General features: G+C 66.6%; 12 protein-coding genes and 3 pseudogenes. 6 read left to right on the top strand and 9 right to left on the bottom strand.

Annotation, left to right across the window (positions count from 1 at the left end; all coding sequences use genetic code 11):
- The 4 genes and pseudogenes from FAZ11_RS23950 to hutC all read left to right on the top strand — a co-directional run.
- Positions 1 to 750 (top strand): HAD family hydrolase (locus FAZ11_RS23950; RefSeq protein WP_206664318.1); only part of this gene is annotated, 750 nt, incomplete at its 5' end.
- A gap of 343 nt (positions 751 to 1,093) precedes the next feature.
- Positions 1,094 to 1,218, top strand: a pseudogene (locus FAZ11_RS25655) (hypothetical protein); the annotation flags it as partial.
- Positions 1,215 to 2,747: a histidine ammonia-lyase gene (gene hutH / locus FAZ11_RS23945; RefSeq protein WP_058764769.1), complete on the top strand. Its 1,533-nt coding sequence runs from the start codon at positions 1,215 to 1,217 to the stop codon at positions 2,745 to 2,747. The pseudogene FAZ11_RS25655 and the gene hutH, both read left to right, overlap by 4 nt.
- Before the next feature lie 82 nt (positions 2,748 to 2,829).
- Positions 2,830 to 3,543 carry a histidine utilization repressor gene (hutC, locus tag FAZ11_RS23940; protein ID WP_058764766.1) on the top strand — a complete coding sequence of 238 codons (714 nt, stop codon included), beginning with the start codon at positions 2,830 to 2,832 and terminating at the stop codon, positions 3,541 to 3,543.
- Between the two features lie 390 nt (positions 3,544 to 3,933).
- Here the strand turns inward: hutC and FAZ11_RS23935 are convergent, their stop codons facing one another.
- The 3 genes from FAZ11_RS23935 to FAZ11_RS23925 all read right to left on the bottom strand — a co-directional run bounded on the left by FAZ11_RS23935 (position 3,934) and on the right by FAZ11_RS23925 (position 6,826).
- Entirely contained in the window at positions 3,934 to 4,542 is a 609-nt protein-coding gene (locus tag FAZ11_RS23935) for an FMN-dependent NADH-azoreductase (protein WP_058774236.1), read from the bottom strand.
- A gap of 404 nt (positions 4,543 to 4,946) precedes the next feature.
- A complete protein-coding gene (locus tag FAZ11_RS23930) occupies positions 4,947 to 6,326 on the bottom strand; it encodes a PepSY-associated TM helix domain-containing protein (RefSeq protein WP_058769206.1) in 1,380 nt (459 codons plus the stop codon).
- 89 nt (positions 6,327 to 6,415) lie between these two features.
- Entirely contained in the window at positions 6,416 to 6,826 is a 411-nt protein-coding gene (locus FAZ11_RS23925) for a hypothetical protein (protein WP_058764761.1), read from the bottom strand.
- A gap of 108 nt (positions 6,827 to 6,934) precedes the next feature.
- On the opposite strand from FAZ11_RS23925, the gene FAZ11_RS23920 reads away from it, so the two are divergent.
- Complete coding sequence (locus tag FAZ11_RS23920; RefSeq protein WP_240043651.1) at positions 6,935 to 7,447, top strand: GNAT family N-acetyltransferase; 513 nt, start codon at positions 6,935 to 6,937, stop codon at positions 7,445 to 7,447.
- A 3-nt stretch (positions 7,448 to 7,450) separates the two neighbouring features.
- On the opposite strand, the gene cobF is transcribed toward FAZ11_RS23920, so the two are convergent.
- Positions 7,451 to 8,209 carry a precorrin-6A synthase (deacetylating) gene (cobF, locus tag FAZ11_RS23915; protein ID WP_058769204.1) on the bottom strand — a complete coding sequence of 253 codons (759 nt, stop codon included), beginning with the start codon at positions 8,207 to 8,209 and terminating at the stop codon, positions 7,451 to 7,453.
- A gap of 135 nt (positions 8,210 to 8,344) precedes the next feature.
- Between cobF and FAZ11_RS23910 the strand changes: the two genes are divergently transcribed.
- Positions 8,345 to 9,535 (top strand): MFS transporter, encoded by a 1,191-nt coding sequence (locus tag FAZ11_RS23910; RefSeq protein WP_058774238.1) that lies wholly within the window; start codon positions 8,345 to 8,347, stop codon positions 9,533 to 9,535.
- Here FAZ11_RS23910 and FAZ11_RS23905 read toward each other — a convergent pair.
- From FAZ11_RS23905 to FAZ11_RS25745, 5 genes and pseudogenes are all read right to left on the bottom strand, one after another.
- Positions 9,532 to 12,144, bottom strand: coding sequence for an excinuclease ABC subunit UvrA (locus FAZ11_RS23905; protein ID WP_058774239.1), 2,613 nt, complete (start codon positions 12,142 to 12,144; stop codon positions 9,532 to 9,534). The two genes, FAZ11_RS23910 and FAZ11_RS23905, sit on opposite strands and share 4 nt — an antisense overlap.
- 84 nt (positions 12,145 to 12,228) lie before the next feature.
- Positions 12,229 to 13,422: a DUF2252 domain-containing protein gene (locus FAZ11_RS23900; RefSeq protein ID WP_058764752.1), complete on the bottom strand. Its 1,194-nt coding sequence runs from the start codon at positions 13,420 to 13,422 to the stop codon at positions 12,229 to 12,231.
- A 161-nt stretch (positions 13,423 to 13,583) separates the two neighbouring features.
- Positions 13,584 to 15,215 carry a methyl-accepting chemotaxis protein gene (locus tag FAZ11_RS23895; protein ID WP_058774240.1) on the bottom strand — a complete coding sequence of 544 codons (1,632 nt, stop codon included), beginning with the start codon at positions 15,213 to 15,215 and terminating at the stop codon, positions 13,584 to 13,586.
- Positions 15,216 to 15,666: 451 nt separating this feature from the next.
- Positions 15,667 to 16,263 (bottom strand): annotated as a pseudogene (locus tag FAZ11_RS25750) (methyl-accepting chemotaxis protein); the annotation flags it as partial.
- Positions 16,264 to 16,521: 258 nt separating this feature from the next.
- Positions 16,522 to 17,298, bottom strand: a pseudogene (locus FAZ11_RS25745) (CHASE3 domain-containing protein); the annotation flags it as partial.
- Between the last annotated feature and the right edge of the window lie 75 nt (positions 17,299 to 17,373).

Genomic DNA, 17,373 nt, shown 5'->3' with positions numbered 1-17,373 from the left:
TGCCGGCGCCAAAGACGTGAAACTGATCCGATGAAAACGACCACGCCCATCAGAGCCATCCTGTTCGACAAGGACGGGACCTTGATCGACTACCACCAATCCTGGGGCCCGACCAATCGCCGGGCGGCCAAGATCGCCGCCGCGGGAGATGCGACGTTGGAGGAGCGGCTGCTGGAGTTGGGTGGGATGGATGCCGACAGTGGGCTCACCCAGGCCGACAGCCTGTTCGCGGCCGGCAATACCCGGGAAATTGCCGAAGCCTGGATCGCCGCCGGTAGTCCCTTCGAGCTGGAGGCCCTCATCCAAGCGCTGGATACCCTGTTTCAGGGAGTCGCCAGCGCAGCGGTACCGGTCACCGACCTGCGCGATTTCTTCGAGCGCCTCAAGGAGCGGGGCCTGGCCATCGGTATTGCCAGCAGCGACAGCGAGGCGGCCATTCGGCTGATGCTGCGAACCTTCGGCGTGGAGGAACTGGTCAGCTACGTGGCGGGTTATGACAGCGGTTACGGCTGGAAACCCGAAGCGGGCATGCTGCTGGGTTTCGCCAAGGCGCTGGCCATCCCGCCCACGCAAATCGCCGTAGTGGGCGACAACCTGCACGACATGGCCATGGCCATCGCGGGCGGCGCTGGATTGCGGGTCGGGGTGCTCAGTGGCACCGGGCGGCGCGAAACCCTGGCGCCGGTCGCCGACCTCTGCCTGCCCAGCATCGCCGCGCTGGATCTGGACCAACTCGTACCGCTGCCCTAGCCACGGGGGAGGGCAGCGCGACCGGCATCCCACTGGCGGTCGCGCTTTTTTTTGCCTGTGATGTGCTCCCTTCCTTCCTAATGTATATACCTTTTTCGGGATTATCCGATCTTTCGGCGTAACGCTTTCAAATCCCGGTACTTGACCTGACGGCCTTATCTCGATAAATGTATATACATTAGCGAGGCAGCTTGTCATGCCCGCGGTAATCGCAACGCTCCAGCTCTGGCGCAACGTTATCCTGCCCGATGGCCGGCAGACCCCCACCGCTTCGCCGGCGGTACGGATGGAGGCCGTTTGGTCGGAGTAGTCCTTCTGCGCCGAGCCGCTAGGAATGCGTGGAGTGCTGTACAACGATCCGGCCACCGGGTGCTGCGTCACGCCGCCGCCGGCTAGGAAATCGCCATCGATTGCGCCCGGGAGCAGGGGCTGACGCTGCCCATGATCGACACTGGAGTCCACCCATGAACACCCTGACCCTGCAACCCGGCCACCTGACCCTGGCCCACCTGCGCGAGATCCATCGCCAACCCGTCACCCTGGTCCTGGCCGAGGATGCTGCGGCAGCCATCGATGCCAGCGTCGGTTGCGTCGAGCGCATCCTCGCCGAGGGCCGCACCGCCTATGGCATCAACACCGGTTTCGGCCTGCTGGCCTCGACCCGTATCGCGCCCCATGACCTGGAGAAGCTGCAGCGCTCCCTGGTGCTGTCCCACGCCGCCGGTATCGGTGAGCCGCTGGACGACGCCCTGGTGCGGCTGATCCTCTGGCTCAAGGTCAACAGCCTGGCCCGCGGCTTCTCCGGTATCCGCCGCCAGGTGATCGACGCCCTGGTGGCGCTGATCAACGCCGAGGTCTATCCGCACATTCCGCTCAAGGGTTCGGTAGGTGCCTCGGGGGATCTCGCGCCCCTGGCCCATCTGTCCCTGGTCCTGCTGGGCGAGGGCAAGGCGCGCCATCGTGGCCAGTGGCTGCCGGCCAGCGAGGCCCTGGCGATCGCCGGGCTGGAACCCCTGACCCTGGCGGCCAAGGAAGGCCTGGCGCTGCTCAACGGCACCCAGGTCTCCACCGCCTATGCCTTGCGCGGCCTGTTCGAGGCCGAGGATCTCTATGCCGCCGCCACCGTCTGCGGTGGTCTGAGCGTGGAAGCCATGCTCGGCTCGCGGGCGCCTTTCGATGCGCGCATCCATGCCGCCCGCGGGCAGCGCGGCCAGATAGATGCCGCGGCGGCCTACCGTGCACTGCTCACCGAGACCAGCGAGATCGCTCAGTCCCACCGCGATTGCGACAAGGTGCAGGATCCTTACTCGCTGCGCTGCCAGCCACAGGTGATGGGCGCCTGCCTGACCCAGCTGCGCCAGGCCGCCGAGGTGCTGGAGGTGGAGTCCAATGCTGTCTCCGATAACCCGCTGGTGTTCGCCGAGGAATTCGAGGTGATCTCCGGCGGCAACTTCCACGCCGAGCCGGTGGCCATGGCCGCCGACAACCTGGCCTTGGCCCTGGCCGAGATCGGTGCGCTGTCCGAGCGGCGCATCTCGCTGATGATGGACCGGCACATGTCCCAGCTGCCGCCCTTCCTGGTGGAGAACGGCGGGGTCAACTCCGGCTTCATGATCGCCCAGGTCACCGCCGCCGCCCTGGCCAGCGACAACAAGGCCCTGGCCCATCCGGCCAGCGTCGACAGCCTGCCCACCTCGGCCAACCAGGAAGATCACGTGTCCATGGCACCCAACGCCGGCAAGCGCCTCTGGGCCATGGCCGACAATGTGCGCGGCATCCTCGCCATCGAATGGCTGGGGGCCTGCCAGGGCCTGGACTTCCGCACCGGGCTCAAGACCAGCCCGGCGCTGGAGCGGGCGCGCGGTCTGTTGCGCGCCGAGGTGCCCTATTACCAGGAGGACCGCTTCTTCGCCCCGGACATCGAGCGCGCCGTGGCTCTGCTGGCGGGTGGTTGCCTGAACGACTTGGTGCCGGCGAAACTGTTGCCGAGTCTCTGATCGCACCATGGTCGGCCCGGCAGGCACGCCGTCGGGCCGCGCGTTATCATTCGCGGCTTCCTTTCCTGCCCCTGGAGTTCGCGTGAGCAGCACGACACCCCCACGCTACAAGGTGATCGAAGCCTTCCTGCTCGAGCGCATCCAGAACGGTGTCTATCCGGTGCATCACCAGATTCCCACCGAGGAACAGCTGGCGCGGGATTTCGCCGTCAGCCGCATGACCGCCAACAAGGCCATCACCCACCTGGTGCAGCAGGGCTATCTGACGCGCCAGGCGGGGCTCGGCACCTTCGTCATCGAGCGCAAGGCGGAATCCTCGCTGCACGAGGTGATGAATATCGCCGCCGAAGTGCGTGCCCGCGGGCGGGCCTACAGCAACCGGGTGCTGCGTTGCGAGGCGGTGGCTGCCGATGACGAGGTGGCCTTGCGCCTGGGGCTGCGCCTGGGTGCCGAGGTGTTCCATAGCATCCTGGTGCATTTCGAGGACGGTGTGGCTATCCAGCTGGAGGATCGCTACGTCAATCCGCGCTGGGTGCCGCATTACCTGCAGAGCGACTTCAGTCGCCAGACGCCCAACGAGGTGCTGGTAGCCAGTTGCCCGATCAGCGACGTCGAGCACATCGTCGAGGCGGTGCTGGCAACGGCCGATACCGCCTGCTGGCTGGGCATCGCCGAGGGCGCCGCCTGCCTGTCGATGATCCGCCGTACCTGGTCGGACGAGCATCTGGTGAGTTACGTCCGGCTGCTGCATCCGGGCGATAGATACAAGCTGAGTTCGACCACCCGGCATCGCTGAGGGGGCGTGTTTTGGGATGTTGGGCTTCGCTGCGCTCAACCCAACCTACGCGAGTTCCTGCTCGCTCCCGACCGCTCCCTCTGGGAGAGGGCTGGGGTGAGGGTGGCTCCGGTTCTGCCGTGGGTGTTGGGCTTCGCTGCGCTCAACCCAACCTACGCGAGTTCCTGCTTGCTCCGACTGCCCCCTCTCCCTGTGGGAGAGGGCTGGGGTGAGGGTGGCTCCGGTTCTGCCGTGGGTGTTGGGCTTCGCTGCGCTCAACCCAACCTACGTAAGTTCCTGCTTGCTCCGACTGCCCCCTCTCCCTTTGGGAGAGGGCTGGGGTGAGGGTGGCTCCGGTTCTGCCATGGGTGTTGGGCTTCGTCGCGTTCAACGCAATCTACAGGGTAGGGATCAGAGCCTGTCCACCAGCGCCACGACCTCTTGGCTGGCCTGGTCGCGCGAGGCTTGGTCGACCTCGGGACCGAACAGGGTCTTTTCCAGTACCACGGTGTGCATCCGGTCGATGCCGACCATCTCGCACCAGGTACGCAGATAGGATTCCTGATGCTCCTGGCGATCCAGGGCGGCGCCGCGTGCGGCGATCACCAGCGCCTGGCGGCCGCCGAGCAGGCCGTTGAGGCCGCGGTCGTCGAAGGTGAACAGCAGGTCCTTCTGGCTGACCACGTCGAACAGCTGCTTGAGCTTGTAGGGAATGCCGAAATTCCAGCAGGGCACGCCGAACAGCAATACATCGGCGGCATGGAAGCGTTGCGCCAGCTGCTTGATCTGGCTCCAGGCCTGCTCCTGTGCGGGACTCAGCGACTGGCCTTGGATGCCGGCGTACTTGGCATCCAGCACGGGACCGTCGAATTCCGGCAGGTCGCAATGCCAGACGTCGAGGGTATCGACCTCGCTGTCCGGATGCTTCCGTTGCCAGGCCTGGATGAAGGCGTTGGCGACTTCCAGAGACGCGGAACGGTCCTGGCGGGGCGAACCTATCACGTGTAGCAGACGGGGCATGGCTAGCTCCTTGGGTTGATGGAGATCGCGATAACTATAGGTGCAAGGACAATTCTCGTCAGCTTGAGGGAGGCTGGGCCGATGGGTGGTCTGGAATGAGGTTCTCGCGCTGTTGAGAGCAGCGGGAGCACCCTCACCCCGGCCCTCTCCTGGAGGGAGAGGGGGTTGGTCTGGAGCAGGCAGGAATCACCGTGGGCTGGGCAGAGCGCCGTGAAGCCCAACACCTACGGCCGAGCCTGAGCCACCCTCACCCCAACCCTCTCCCAGAGTGAGAGGGGCAAGCCGGAGTGGGGAGGATTTTCGGTAGGTTGGGTTGAGCGTTAGCGAAGCCCAACATGCAACGCGCCTATCCTCATCCTAGCCCTCTCCCACAGGGAGAGGGCAGCTTGGCGCAGCTGACCGGGTCAGGCTGGTCCGGCCTGCGCGTTTAGTACCGGTCGGCGCAGGCCGAGCAAGGCGTCCACCACCAAGAGCAACAGCAGACTACCGCCCAGCACCGGCAGGCACAGGCCCAGCAGCAGGGCCACCAGGGGTACCAGCACGCGCGACGGCAGTGGCAGCTGACGCCAAAGAGCGATCAGGCCAGGTTGCGCCGGATTGCGGGTGGGGCGGCGGCGCCACCAGAGCAGGTAGCCCCAGACCGTCATCACCAGCAGGCCCAGGGCGATGGCCGCCAGCACCAGTTGATTGGGCAGGCCGAAGAGCACGCCCATGTGGGCGTCGATGCCCCAGCGGGTCAGCTTGGCCGGCAGCGAGTATTGGGCGAAATGCACCTGGTCGACCACCCGCAGATCCTTGGGATCGATGGCTACGGCATCCACCTGAGTGGGCCAGCGGCGGTCGATCTCGGTCACCGTCCAGGCCTTGTCGGCGCTGCGGGCCGGGCGGATCTCCACTTTTCCGGCAGCGATACCGGCTGCCCGCGCGGTCGCCAGTACCCGGTCGAAGGTAGCCAGATCCAGGGGCGCGGCCGGTGTGGCGGGCAGGGCGCCATGGTCATGATGGCCGGCGTGTTCGTCATGGGTCATGGCTGGCATGGCAGCATTGCCCAGGGCGGTTTTCACGCTGGGGGTGGACCAGCCGTAGTGGGCGCGCAGCAGGCCGATGTTGGCGCCGGCATAGTTCGACCAGGTCAGGCCGGTAGCGGAGAGGAACAAGAACCCGCCCAGCAGCCAGAGCCCGGTGCTGGCGTGCAGGCCGCGCAGTCCTCGAGCCGGACGGCGCTGGTGGCGGCGTACCAGCCAGAGCGTCAACCCACCGAGCGCGGCGATCCACAGCCAGGAAGCGGCCAGTTCGCTGTAGAGACGACCGACAGCGCCCAGCAACAGGCTGCGATGGAACTGATCGATCTCGGTACGTAGTGGCAGGATGCCGCTGGTGCCATAGACCGCCATATCACCGCGGATAGCGCCGGTGACCGGGTCGATGAACAGCGCTCGATGGGTCGATTCGCCCAGGGATGGATCATTGAACATCACCCGGGTGGTGTCGCCCTCGGCAGGCGCCGGGCGGACCGCGCCCAGGGTCAGGGCGGGGCCTACCGCGGCCTGGGCGATGTGGATCTGTTCGGCCAGGGGCAGGGGCTTGCCGCGGCTGGAGGTATGCAGCGCCTCGGCATAGAGGTGCGCCTCGAGTTGCGGTGTGAGGGCATAGAGCAGGCCGCTGGCGGCGGCCACCAGCAGGAAGGGGCCGACACACAGGCCGATCAGGAAATGCAACCGCGCCAGCAGCTGCAGCAGTGGCCCCGGCGCCTGGGCGGCCGGAGCGGAGGGGTGCGAAGTCATAGCGTTCACCACGGAGCGACACGCGGCCGAAGGCTGACCGCGCGCAGGATTACGGAAAAAGAGGACAGCAGCTTTCCGCGACCGGGGTGTCAGGGGGCCTGGGGATGGAGGGTGGAGCGACTCGCGCGCGGCGGTGGCGGCAGGGCGCCGTGGTAGCGACGGCGATGGGGATCGCCGGGGCGCAGCAGCCATTGCAGGACGACGAAGATCAGGGTGGCCAGCAATAGCGTGGCGGCGAAGACGCAATCGCCGGTGGGGGAGAGGGTCGTCGCGCTGCCGGCCGGTAGGTTGGCGTGCATGCCGGCCATGTCCGCCTGGGCGTGCAGGGGCTGCGCGTCGTGATGGTGATGAGCGTGCGCCGCGCTGGCGGCGGGAGGCAGCGGCAGCGTGAAGCGGGCGAGCATCTGGCCGTGCCCCAGGGCGCAGACGAGTCCGTTCAACAGGATGCAGGCGAGCAGCATCCAGGCGAGCGAGGTGCGCGGGGAACGGAGGGTTTTCATGGCTGCGGACTGTATCATCGTCCCGGACGACGTACAGCCCTGCGTGACCGGAAGGGCTCTGACCTGCGCCAAAAGGTCGCGCCCATTGATAGAAAAGGAACGATGAGCTTGAGCGAAGCACCAGCCATTACCCTGGAGCGGGTGACCTCAGCCAATGAAGGGGTAACAGCTTTTCTGCTGGCGAGCGCGCGCGGGCTGTTCGCCGGTCGGCTCGATCCCTCGCGCGTCCCGACGGATCTGACCGGCTTCGCCGACCACTATGGAGTCGGCCGTGGCTATCTGCTGATCGCTCGTGATGCCGCTGGCGACCCCGTGGGCAGCATCGCCTACCGCCCTTATGACCGGCGCTTTGCGCAGCTGGCCTATCCAGGGGAACGGGTGATGGAGGTGGTCCGGCTGTTCGTGGCGCCGCATTGCCGCCGCCAAGGCCTGGCGCGGCGGCTGTTCCACGAATTGCTGGTGCAGGCCGAACGCGAGGCGGTGCAGCGCCTTTATTTGCACACCCATCCCTTCCTGCCCGGCGCCGAAACCTTCTGGACCGCCCAGGGCTTCCAGGTGGTCGAGCGGGAAACGGCCTTGCCTTGGCAGACCATCCATCTGGATCGGCGGCTGACGAAGTAGAGCTCAGGCGTCCGCCGGCCCCCGACAGAGCAGATAGGTATCCATGATCCAGCCGTGCTCTTCGCGGGCGGCGCTGCGCACCCGGTGGATCTCCTCGGCCACTTCCACCAGGCGTCCGGCGATGAGGATCTCGTCCGCCGTGCCCACATAGGCGCCCCAGTAGATGTACAGCTGCGGATCGTCCAGGTGGCGATAGGCCTCGTGTGAATCGAGCATCACCACCAGGCTGTCCAGATGCTCGGGGAAGCGCTGCAGGCGTCGGCCGGGAGTGATCTCCAGGGCCTGGCCGATGCGATTGAGCGGCACCCGATGGCGCGCGGCCAGGGCCTGGACGCTGGAGATGCCGGGGATCACCTCGTAGTCGAAGTCCAGCCGGCCCTCGCGCTTGATCGCCGCCAGGATGCGCAGGGTGCTGTCGTACAGCGCCGGATCGCCCCAGACCAGGAAGGCGCCGCATTCGTCGTCCGCCAGCTCCTGCTCGATCATCTCTACCATCAGCGCCTGCTTGGCGGCATTGAGGTCGTCCACCGCCTGGCGGTAGTCGCCCTCGCGGCGGCGCTCGGGGATAGGCGCGGTGACGAAGCGATAGTCCCCCTGGATGTGGCGGGCGCAGATGGTTTCGCGCAGATGGATCAGGCTGTCCTTTTCCGTGCCCTTGTCGAACAGGAAGAAGGTACTGGCGCGATTGAGGGCGGCGATGGCCTGGAGGGTGAGGTAGTCGGGATCGCCGGCGCCGATGCCGATGACCAGCAGGGTTTTCATGAGATTGTCTCAGCGGTGGACGTGGCCACCAGTGTAACCAGGGATGTCGCGTCGGTAGAGCTGTCTTGAGTCGTGATGCTAGTTTCGACCGGTTTGCCTACTACCAGGCAGAAGACAGGAGGGAGCCGAGTGGCGATGACGGCGAGCTGGCGACGGATACCCCGCGGGGTCTGGATTCTAGGTGGGGTCAGCCTGTTCATGGACATCTCTTCGGAGATGATCCACAGCCTGTTGCCGCTGTTCCTCGCCACCGGCCTGGGCCTGAGCGTGCTCTATATCGGTATCCTCGAAGGGGTGGCCGAGGCGACCGCGCTCATCACCAAGATCTTTTCCGGGGTGCTCAGCGACTACCTGGGCCGGCGCAAGGGCCTGGCGGTGCTGGGCTATGGCCTGGGCGCCCTGAGCAAGCCGCTGTTCGCCCTGGCCAGTGGCGCCGGGCTGGTGTTCGGTGCGCGCTTCCTGGATCGCATCGGTAAGGGCATTCGCGGCGCCCCGCGCGATGCCCTGGTGGCCGACGTGACGCCACCGGAGATCCGTGGCGCCGCCTATGGCCTGCGCCAATCGCTGGATACCCTCGGTGCCTTTCTCGGGCCGCTGCTGGCGGTGGGGTTAATGCTGCTCTGGGCCAACGATTTCCGCGCGGTGTTCTGGGTGGCGGTGATCCCGGCCTTCATCGCGGTGGCCCTGTTGTATTTCGGCTTGGACGAGCCCAAGGCAGCCATCGTCAAGGCACGCACCAATCCGCTCACCCGCAGCCAGCTGCGCAAGCTGCCGGCGGCCTTCTGGCAAGTGGCCCTGCTCGGTGGCGTCTTCACCCTGGCGCGCTTCAGCGAAGCCTTCCTGGTGCTCAAGGCCGAGCAGGTGGGGGTGCCCCTGGCGCTGGTACCGTTGGTGATGGTGGGCATGCACCTGGTGTTCTCGCTGTCGGCCTATCCGCTGGGGGCGCTGTCCGACCGGGTTAGCCATCGCGCGCTGCTGGCCTGGGGCCTGGTGCTGCTGATCCTGGCCGATCTGGTACTGGCGTTCAGCGGCGGCTGGATCGGCTTGGCCCTGGGTGTCGTGCTTTGGGGCCTGCACATGGGCATGACCCAGGGCTTGCTCGCCGCCATGGTCGCCAAGACCGCCCCGGCCGAGTTGCGCGGCACCGCCTTCGGCCTGTTCAACCTGGTCAGCGGCATCGCCCTGTTGCTCGCCAGCAGCATTGCCGGCGCGCTCTGGCACTTCCTCGGCTCCGCTGCCACCTTCCAATTCGGCGCCCTGGCGGCGGTGGCTTCCCTGCTGGTGCTGGCGGCCTGTCGGCGCAGCGTCGCACCGCTGGCAGACTAGTCGAACAGCGGCCGCAGATAGGGCGCCGTGGGGCTGGCGGGATCGTCCGCTACCGCGCGGGGCGTGCCGCAGGCGACGATGCGGCCGCCCGCCGCGCCGGCACCGGGGCCGATGTCGATCAGCCAGTCGCTGCCGGCCACCACCTGCAGGTTGTGCTCCACCAGCACCACGGTATTGCCTTCCTCGACCAGGCCGTGCAGCTGGCGCATCAGCCGTTCCACGTCGGCCGGGTGCAGGCCGGTGGTGGGTTCGTCCAGCACATAGAGGGTGGTGCCACGGCTGGTGCGTTGCAGTTCGGTGGCCAGCTTGATGCGCTGGGCCTCGCCACCGGAGAGTTCGGTGGCCGGTTGGCCGAGCCGCAGGTAGCCCAGGCCGATGTCGGCCAGCACCCGCAGCGCCCGCGCCACCGCGGCTTCCTCGGCGAAGAAGGCCAGGGCCTCGTCCACCGTCAGGCCCAGCACCTCGGCGATGGTCTTGCCCTGCCAGCGTACCTCCAGGGTCTCGGGGTTGTAGCGCGCGCCCTGGCAGGTGGGGCAGGCGGCGTAGACGCTGGGCATGAACAGTAGCTCGACGCTGACGAAGCCTTCGCCTTCGCAAGTCGGGCAGCGGCCCTTGGCGACGTTGAAGGAAAAGCGTCCGGCGTCGAAGCCGCGTTCCTGGGCTTCCGGGGTGGCGGCGAACAGCTTGCGCACCCCGTCGAACAGCCCGGTATAGGTGGCGAGGTTGGAGCGTGGGGTACGGCCGATGGGTTTCTGGTCCACCGGCACCAGGCGACGAATGCCGCCGAGGCCACCGACCACCTGGCCGGTGGTGGCGGGCAGGGCATCGGCATCCAGCTCCACCCCTTCGTCGCCATCTTCGGCAGCGCGCTGGCCCAGCTCGGCGCCCACCAGTTCCAACAGCGCCTGGCTGACCAGGCTGGACTTGCCCGAGCCGGACACGCCGGTCACCGCGGTCAGGCAGCCCAGCGGAAAGGCGGCATCCAGCCCCTGCAGGTTATTGCGGCTGACCCCGGCCAAGCGCAGCCAGCCCTGGGGTTCGCGGGGTGGCCGGGTCTCGCGCTGCGGCGCGGCGAACAGATAGCGCGCCGTCACCGATTCCTTGACCTCGGCAAGACCTGCAGGCGGACCGCTGTAGAGCACCCGGCCACCGCCTTCGCCGGCTGCGGGGCCGACGTCCACCAGCCAGTCGGCCCGCTGCATGGTGGCCAGGTCGTGCTCCACCACGAACAGCGAGTTGCCCTGGGCCTTGAGGCCGTCGAGGGCTTCTAGGAGGGATTCGCCATCGGCCGGATGCAGACCGGCGGAGGGCTCGTCCAGCACATAGACCACGCCGAACAACTGGGACACCAGTTGAGTGGCCAGGCGCAGGCGCTGCAATTCGCCGGAAGAGAGGGTGGTGGTGCTGCGCTCTAGCGCCAGGTAGCCGAGGCCCAGGCGGGTAAGGGTCTGCAAGCGCTCCAGCAATTCGGTGGCCATGCGCTGGGCGGCCAGGCGCTTCTCCGGCGAAAGATCGGGCGTGCGGCGCACGTCCGGCGCGCCGGCATGGTCGCTGCCACCAGCGGCCTTGCGGCGAGCGCGGTCCTGCTGGCCGGTTTTGGCGTCCAGCACGCGGGCATCTTTCGCCTCGTCGAAATCGCCGGCGGCCACCCGGCGCAACAGCACGCTCAGGTCATCCAGCGGCAGCCGCGACAGCTCGCCGATGTCCAGCCCGGCGAAGGTCACCGAGAGCGCCGCGCGGGTCAGCCGCTTGCCGTGGCACAGCGGGCAGGTCTGGCCGATCATGAAGCGCGCCGCGCGCTGCTTCATCTTAGCGCTCTGGGAATTGGCGAAGGTGTGCAGCACATGGCGCCGAGCGCCGGTGTAGGTGCCCTGGTAGCTGGGCTCGGCCTTGCGCTTGAGCGCGGCGCGGGTCTGCTCGGGGGTGAGGCCGGCATAGACCGGCACCGTGGGCTGCTCCTCGGTGAAGAGAATCCAGTCGCGCTGCTCTTGCGGCAGGTCGCGCCAGGGGACGTCGACGTCATAGCCCAGGGTCACCAGGATGTCCCTCAGGTTCTGCCCGCCCCAGGCGGTGGGCCAGGCGGCGATGGCACGCTGGCGGATGGTCAGCGAGGGGTCCGGCACCATGGAGGCTTCCGTCACCTCGTAGACCCGGCCCAGGCCGTGGCACTGGGGGCAGGCGCCTTGGGGAGTATTGGGCGAGAAGTCCTCGGCATAGAGCATCGGCTGGTCGGCCGGATAACGGCCGGCGCGGGAATAGAGCATCCGCACCAGGCTGGAGAGGCCGGTCACGCTGCCCATGGACGAACGACTGCTCGGTTGGCCGCGCTGCTGCTGCAGGGCCACCGCTGGCGGCAGGCCTTCGATGGCCTCCACCTGGGGCACTCCCACCTGGTCGATCAGCCGCCGCGCATAGGGCGCCACCGATTCGAAGTAGCGGCGCTGGGCCTCGGCATAGAGGGTGCCGAAGGCCAGCGACGACTTGCCCGAGCCGGACACCCCGGTGAACACCACCAGGGCGTCGCGGGGAATGTCCACGTCGACGTTCTTCAGGTTGTGCTCGCGGGCACCGCGGACGGAGACGAAACCGGGGCGGGTAGAAGAGGGCATGGCGGATGGGTCACTTATGACGGGCGTAGGGGTGAGACCTTACCAAAAAGCCACCAGTGCCCTTCCCGCGCCGCGCCGACGATGTCAGTCCTGCGCATGCTCCAGCGCATAGCGCCGGCAATGCTCCAGGTAGCCCATTTCGTGGGCGCCCACCAGTTGCACCACGCTGCTCCATAGCCAGGAGGGGGCGTCCAGGGTACGGGTGCGGTTGCGCTGCAGATCGCTCATCCACTCCACCCGGGTGGCCAGATCCATCTGCCGGGCGTGGGCACGACCCACCACCCGCGCCAGGTAGGCCGCCGCGCCCATGGCCTCGCGGGCGCTGAGTTCGTCCAGCTCCAGCTTGAGATCCTGGGGCAGGAGTTCGCGGATGAAAAAGGAGTGGTCCAGCAGCCGCACCGCCAGCATGCGATTGCCCAGCGCTGGCGAGAGGTGGCGCGCCCCGTCGACTACCCGCTTGCCATTGTCCTTGGGCATGGCGGCGTGGGCGGCACGGGGCGCGGCGGCGGCGATGGCCTGCTTGATGTCGATCAGGCAATAGTCCTGGTCGTCGCCATCGTCCACGCCCAGCAGCACGGCATAGCGCCGCAGGCCCAGGGAGCTGCAGCCCTTGACCCAGTAAGCGCTGTCGAGCAGCTCAACGCGGCTGTCGTGGCTGCGGCCCTTGAGCGAGGTCACCAGGGCATGGATCCCGGGTGTCTCGCACAGCTCGGCAATGGCCTTGCGTTCGTCCTTGCTCAGCTGCCAGAAATGCTTGCCCAGTGGCAGCTTGGGTCGGGTATGTTCCATGCGCTCCTTGGCCAGGTGCTTCCAGGTGCGTTGCACCGCGCTGCGCATGCCGGCCTTGACCTGGGCGGGCCGCGGTACCTCGCGTTCGAGGTCATCCTCGAAGGCGATCTCGTAGCCGCGCATCATCTCTTCCAGCATTCGCGCGGTGGTCACTCCCGGCAGGTCGGAGCCGCGCGCCGCGGTAGCCAGCGACAGCGCCAGGCGCACCAGGTCATGGGCCGGATTGCCGACCACGGTCTGGTCCAGGTCGCGAATGTTGACGTCGGTGGCGCCCTTGAGATCCCCGGTAGGCCCCAGGTTACCGGCGTGGCAGTCCCCGCAGATCCACACCGCCGGCCCATTGGGCAGGCTGCGCCCTGGCTGGCTGTGCAGCCACTCGTAGAACTGCACCGTGCTGCCACGCACATAGGCGTGGGCGGAACGGGCCATCTTCAGATTGCGCAACTGATTGAGGCGGGGCAGGCGATCGGCGGGGCGAGGAGTGGTCATGCGGGTCAGCGCCAGAAGGAGAAGTCCTTCTGACCGCTTCGCTAGGGGCAATGTTTCAAACTGTTTCCAGGTCGCTGCCGCTGGGCAGATCCGTCACTAGGTGCATCCTAGAGCATCGCAGGCGGAGTCCCTTGCGGGGAGGGCTCCGCCGATACGGCGACTTACAGCTGGAATTGGGCCACCTGGCGATCGAGCGCCCGCGCCAGTTGCTGGATATCCAGCGCATTGCGCGACGCCGCCTGGCTGGAATGGCTGTTGGTCTCGGCCATCTGGGCGATGCGCTCGACGCTGCGCGCCACGTCCTGGCTGGCCACGGATTGCTCGCGCAGCGACAGGGAGATCTGGTCGACCACCGAGATGATCCGATCCGCGCCCTCGCGAATCTCGTCGATCGCCTGGCTGGCCGAGCCGGCCAGTTCCACCCCCTGTTTCACCTGGCTCACGCCGACATTCATGCTGCTGACGGCCTCTTGGGTACTGGTCTGAATCTTCTTGATCATGTCGCCGATCTCCTGGGTGGAGGTGCCGGTGCGCTGCGCCAGCAGGCGGACCTCGTCGGCCACCACAGCGAAGCCACGACCCTGATCCCCGGCCCGGGCCGCTTCGATGGCGGCGTTCAGCGCGAGCAGGTTGGTCTGTTCGGCGATCTCGCTGATGACGTTGACGATCGAGGTGATCTGCTCGGCATGGCGGTCCAGTTCCGCGATCTGTTCGGCGGAGTTCTGCACCGTACCGGCGATCTCGGTCATGCTGTCCAGGGTGCGGCGGATCACCTTGCCGCCCTCGAGGGAGCGCTGCCCGGACTCCGTGGAAATGCCGTGGGCTTCGCTGGCGTTGGTCGACACATGGCCGATGCTCACCGTCAGTTCTTCGACCGTCGCGGCCATGGAGGCCGCCGACGCCGACTGATCGCGCGCGGCCGTGGCCAGCCGCTCCGAGGTATTGGAGATGTCATTGGCCGCGTCGAGCAGCCGGGCGGTCCCGTCCTTGATCTCGACGATCATTTCGCGCAAGCGCTGCTGCATGGCGCCGAAGGCCTTGAGCAGGCTGCCGATCTCGTCGCTACCGCTGTCCTGGATGGCGAGGTCCAGACGTCCGGCGGCGATCGACTGGGCGAAGGCGATCGCCGCGTTCAGACGGCGCTTGATGGAACGTGACAATCCCAGGGCGATGACCAGGGCCATGATCGCCGCCAGGATGCCACCGCCGCTCAGCGTCCAGAGGGCATTGTGTTCCGCTGCCTGCATGGCCGCGGTCCGTACGCCCAGCAGCTTGGCTTCGTCTTGACTGAAGTCCTCGATGATCTGCCGCATGCGATCCATCTTGGCCTTGTCCTGGCGATCCACGATGCGCTTGATCAGCTCCTCCATGCTGGCGACACCCTGGACGATGGCCCGCCGCAGTTCGATGAATCTTTCGATGTCCTCGCTCAACCAACGCTGCTTGAGCGCATCCAGATCGTCCAGGCGCGCCTGCTGGGTGGCATTGTCCGCGGTCAGCGCCTTGAGCTGCTTCCAGGAGGCTTCAAAGGCGCTACGGCCGGCGTTGTAGGGGGCGAGGAAGTCGTCCTGGCCACTGAGCGCGAAGCCGCGCATGCCGGTCTCGATGTTGGTGAGGTTGATCAACAACTCGTTGGCGCCGTCCAGGGTCTGGTAGGTGTGGATGTTCCAATTGACGGATTCGTCGACCTTGGAAAAGCCGTGGCGGGCGACCAGCACCAGCAGGCAGATGATGGCGATGATCAAGCCGAAGCCGGCCAGCAGCTTCTTGGAAATGGACAGGTTGGACAGCATGGGTACTCCGCGGGGAGGTTGAGCTTTGCTTCAACCTCCTTATCGCTACCTGTTTTCAAAGCTTTATAGGCAGCTGGAGTTTTCCGACTAATGTCTAAGAGCCTGTTCAAAATCTGCTGCGCGTCGGCCAAACCGCGTTGAAAATGCCCTGGGTGGCCAGCCCCGCCTGGGCGGCCCCGTCGCAATGCTCATTTACCACTCGTAAACTCGTTCGCGAGCCCGGTCGTTCGCGAGTCCGATCCGCTTCCTCAGCCATTTTCGTGGGGCCGCCTAGGCCTTGTTTGGCTCTAGCTCGCGCGATTTTGAGCAGGCTCTAAGGTCCAGTCACGAGTTGCCGTGGTTTCCGTCGTTTCCTCTCTTTGGCGCGGAATCCTGGCTAGTGGTTTCTAGGTTGTCTGCCTTGATCGTCGCTGTGGCTGGCACGGCGAGGGCCGCCGCCGTGCCTTGCGTCTCAGCATTGGAACTGCCCGATCTGCCGATTCAGGTCCTTGGCCAGGGCATCGAGCGAGACGGCGGTCTGCACCGTCTCACCGATGGCCTCGCTATTCTGCTGGGCCATCTGGGCGATGCGTTCCACGGTGCGGGCCACGTCCTGGCTGGCGGCGGTCTGCTCACGCAGGGCCAGGGAGATCTGGTTGACCACCCGGACCACATTGTCCGAAGAGGTATTGATGCTGACCACCGCCTCGCCGGCCTGGTTGGCCAGGTCAACGCCGCTACTGACCTGACGCACGCCCACGTCCATGTCGGCCATGGCCGCATGGGTGGCGGCCTGGATCTTCTCGATCATGGCGGCGATTTCCTGGGTGGAGTTGGCGGTGCGTTGCGCCAGTTGGCGCACCTCGTCGGCCACCACGGCGAAGCCGCGACCCTGTTCGCCGGCCCGGGCCGCCTCGATGGCGGCATTGAGCGCCAGCAGGTTGGTCTGGTCGGCGATACCCTTGATCACGCTGACGATGGACGAGACATGCTCGGAATGTTCACCCAATTCGCCGATGCGTTCGGCCGAGGACTGCACGGTGCCGGCGATGGATCTCATGCTGTCCACCGACGCCTGGATGGTCTTGCCGCCGTCCTGCGCCAGGCGGCCGGACTGGCTGGACAGGTCGTGGGCTTCGTGGGCGTTGTCCGACACATGGTTGATGCTCACGGTCAGTTCCTCCACCGTGGCGGCCATGCTGGAGGCAGCGCTGGATTGCTCCTGGGCGGCAGCGGAGAGTTGCTGCGAGTTGGCGGAAATACTGTGGGAGGCGGCGACCAGTTGATCGGTACCCTGCTTGATGCGCTGGATCATCTCCCGCAGCTTTTCCTGCATCAGGCCGAAGGCACCCAGCAACTGGCCCACCTCATCCTGCCCGCCTGCCGGAATCGGCGAATCCAGGCGCCCGTCGGCGATATTGCGGGCCACGGCGATGGCCTGGTTCAGCCGGCCAATGATGGTGCGCGACAGCGACCAGGCGATGCCCAGCGCCAGCAGGGCGGCGAGAATGCCCCCGCTGATCAGGATCACCATGGCGTCCTGCTTGGCGTCCTGCATCGTCTGGGTGCGGTTTTCCAGCAGCTGGTTCTCACGGGTCTTGATCTGCGCCAGCAGGCTGCGCATGGCATCCATCTTGCCCTTGTCCTGGGCCGTCGCGATGCGCGCGGTGAGGGCGTCCAGCGGTAGGCTGCCGGCATTGACCTGCCGGCGCAGGGCGAGGATCTGCTGTACCGACTCACTGTTCCACTGCGTCTTGGCTGCCGCCAGCTGGTTCAGATCGCTCTGTTGCGCGGGATTGTCACGGGTGAGCTGGATCAGCTCTTGCACCTGCTCGGCGAAATCGCGATCCCCCTGGTTCAGGGGAGCAAGGAACTCCTCCTTGCCGGTCAGGGCGAAGCCGCGCATGCCGGTCTCCATGTTGACCAGCGCCAGCAGGGCGGCGTCGGCATCCTGCAACACATGGTAGGAATGGATGTTCTGCTTGACTGCCGAGTTGACCTGGCTGAAGCCCTGGCTCGCCGCCAGGATCAGCGCCAGGATGATGACCAGGATCGCACCGAAGCCGAGGTTGAGTTTTTTCGATATGTTCAGGCGGTTCAGCATGGAAATCCTTGCGCGATGGCGGTGTGACGGTGCGGGCTGCCCCAAACCGACGGACAAGGCAAGCACAGGGCTCCC

Source organism: Pseudomonas rhizoryzae, assembly GCF_005250615.1.
Taxonomy (GTDB): Bacteria; Pseudomonadota; Gammaproteobacteria; order Pseudomonadales; family Pseudomonadaceae; genus Chryseomonas; species Chryseomonas rhizoryzae.
This window is presented reverse-complemented; position numbering and strand designations above follow the sequence as displayed.

Bases quoted from the DNA above. Each gene is read 5' to 3' on its own strand.
- FAZ11_RS23935 (WP_058774236.1), bottom strand. From the start codon at position 4,542: ATGCCCCGTCTGCTACACGTGATAGGTTCGCCCCGCCAGGACCGTTCC.
- FAZ11_RS23925 (WP_058764761.1), bottom strand. From the start codon at position 6,826: ATGAAAACCCTCCGTTCCCCGCGCACCTCGCTCGCCTGGATGCTGCTC.
- FAZ11_RS23900 (WP_058764752.1), bottom strand. From the start codon at position 13,422: ATGACCACTCCTCGCCCCGCCGATCGCCTGCCCCGCCTCAATCAGTTG.
- FAZ11_RS23905 (WP_058774239.1), bottom strand. From the start codon at position 12,144: ATGCCCTCTTCTACCCGCCCCGGTTTCGTCTCCGTCCGCGGTGCCCGC.
- cobF (WP_058769204.1), bottom strand. From the start codon at position 8,209: ATGAAAACCCTGCTGGTCATCGGCATCGGCGCCGGCGATCCCGACTAC.
- FAZ11_RS23895 (WP_058774240.1), bottom strand. From the start codon at position 15,215: ATGCTGTCCAACCTGTCCATTTCCAAGAAGCTGCTGGCCGGCTTCGGC.
- FAZ11_RS23930 (WP_058769206.1), bottom strand. From the start codon at position 6,326: ATGACTTCGCACCCCTCCGCTCCGGCCGCCCAGGCGCCGGGGCCACTG.
- hutH (WP_058764769.1), top strand. From the start codon at position 1,215: ATGAACACCCTGACCCTGCAACCCGGCCACCTGACCCTGGCCCACCTG.
- FAZ11_RS23910 (WP_058774238.1), top strand. From the start codon at position 8,345: ATGACGGCGAGCTGGCGACGGATACCCCGCGGGGTCTGGATTCTAGGT.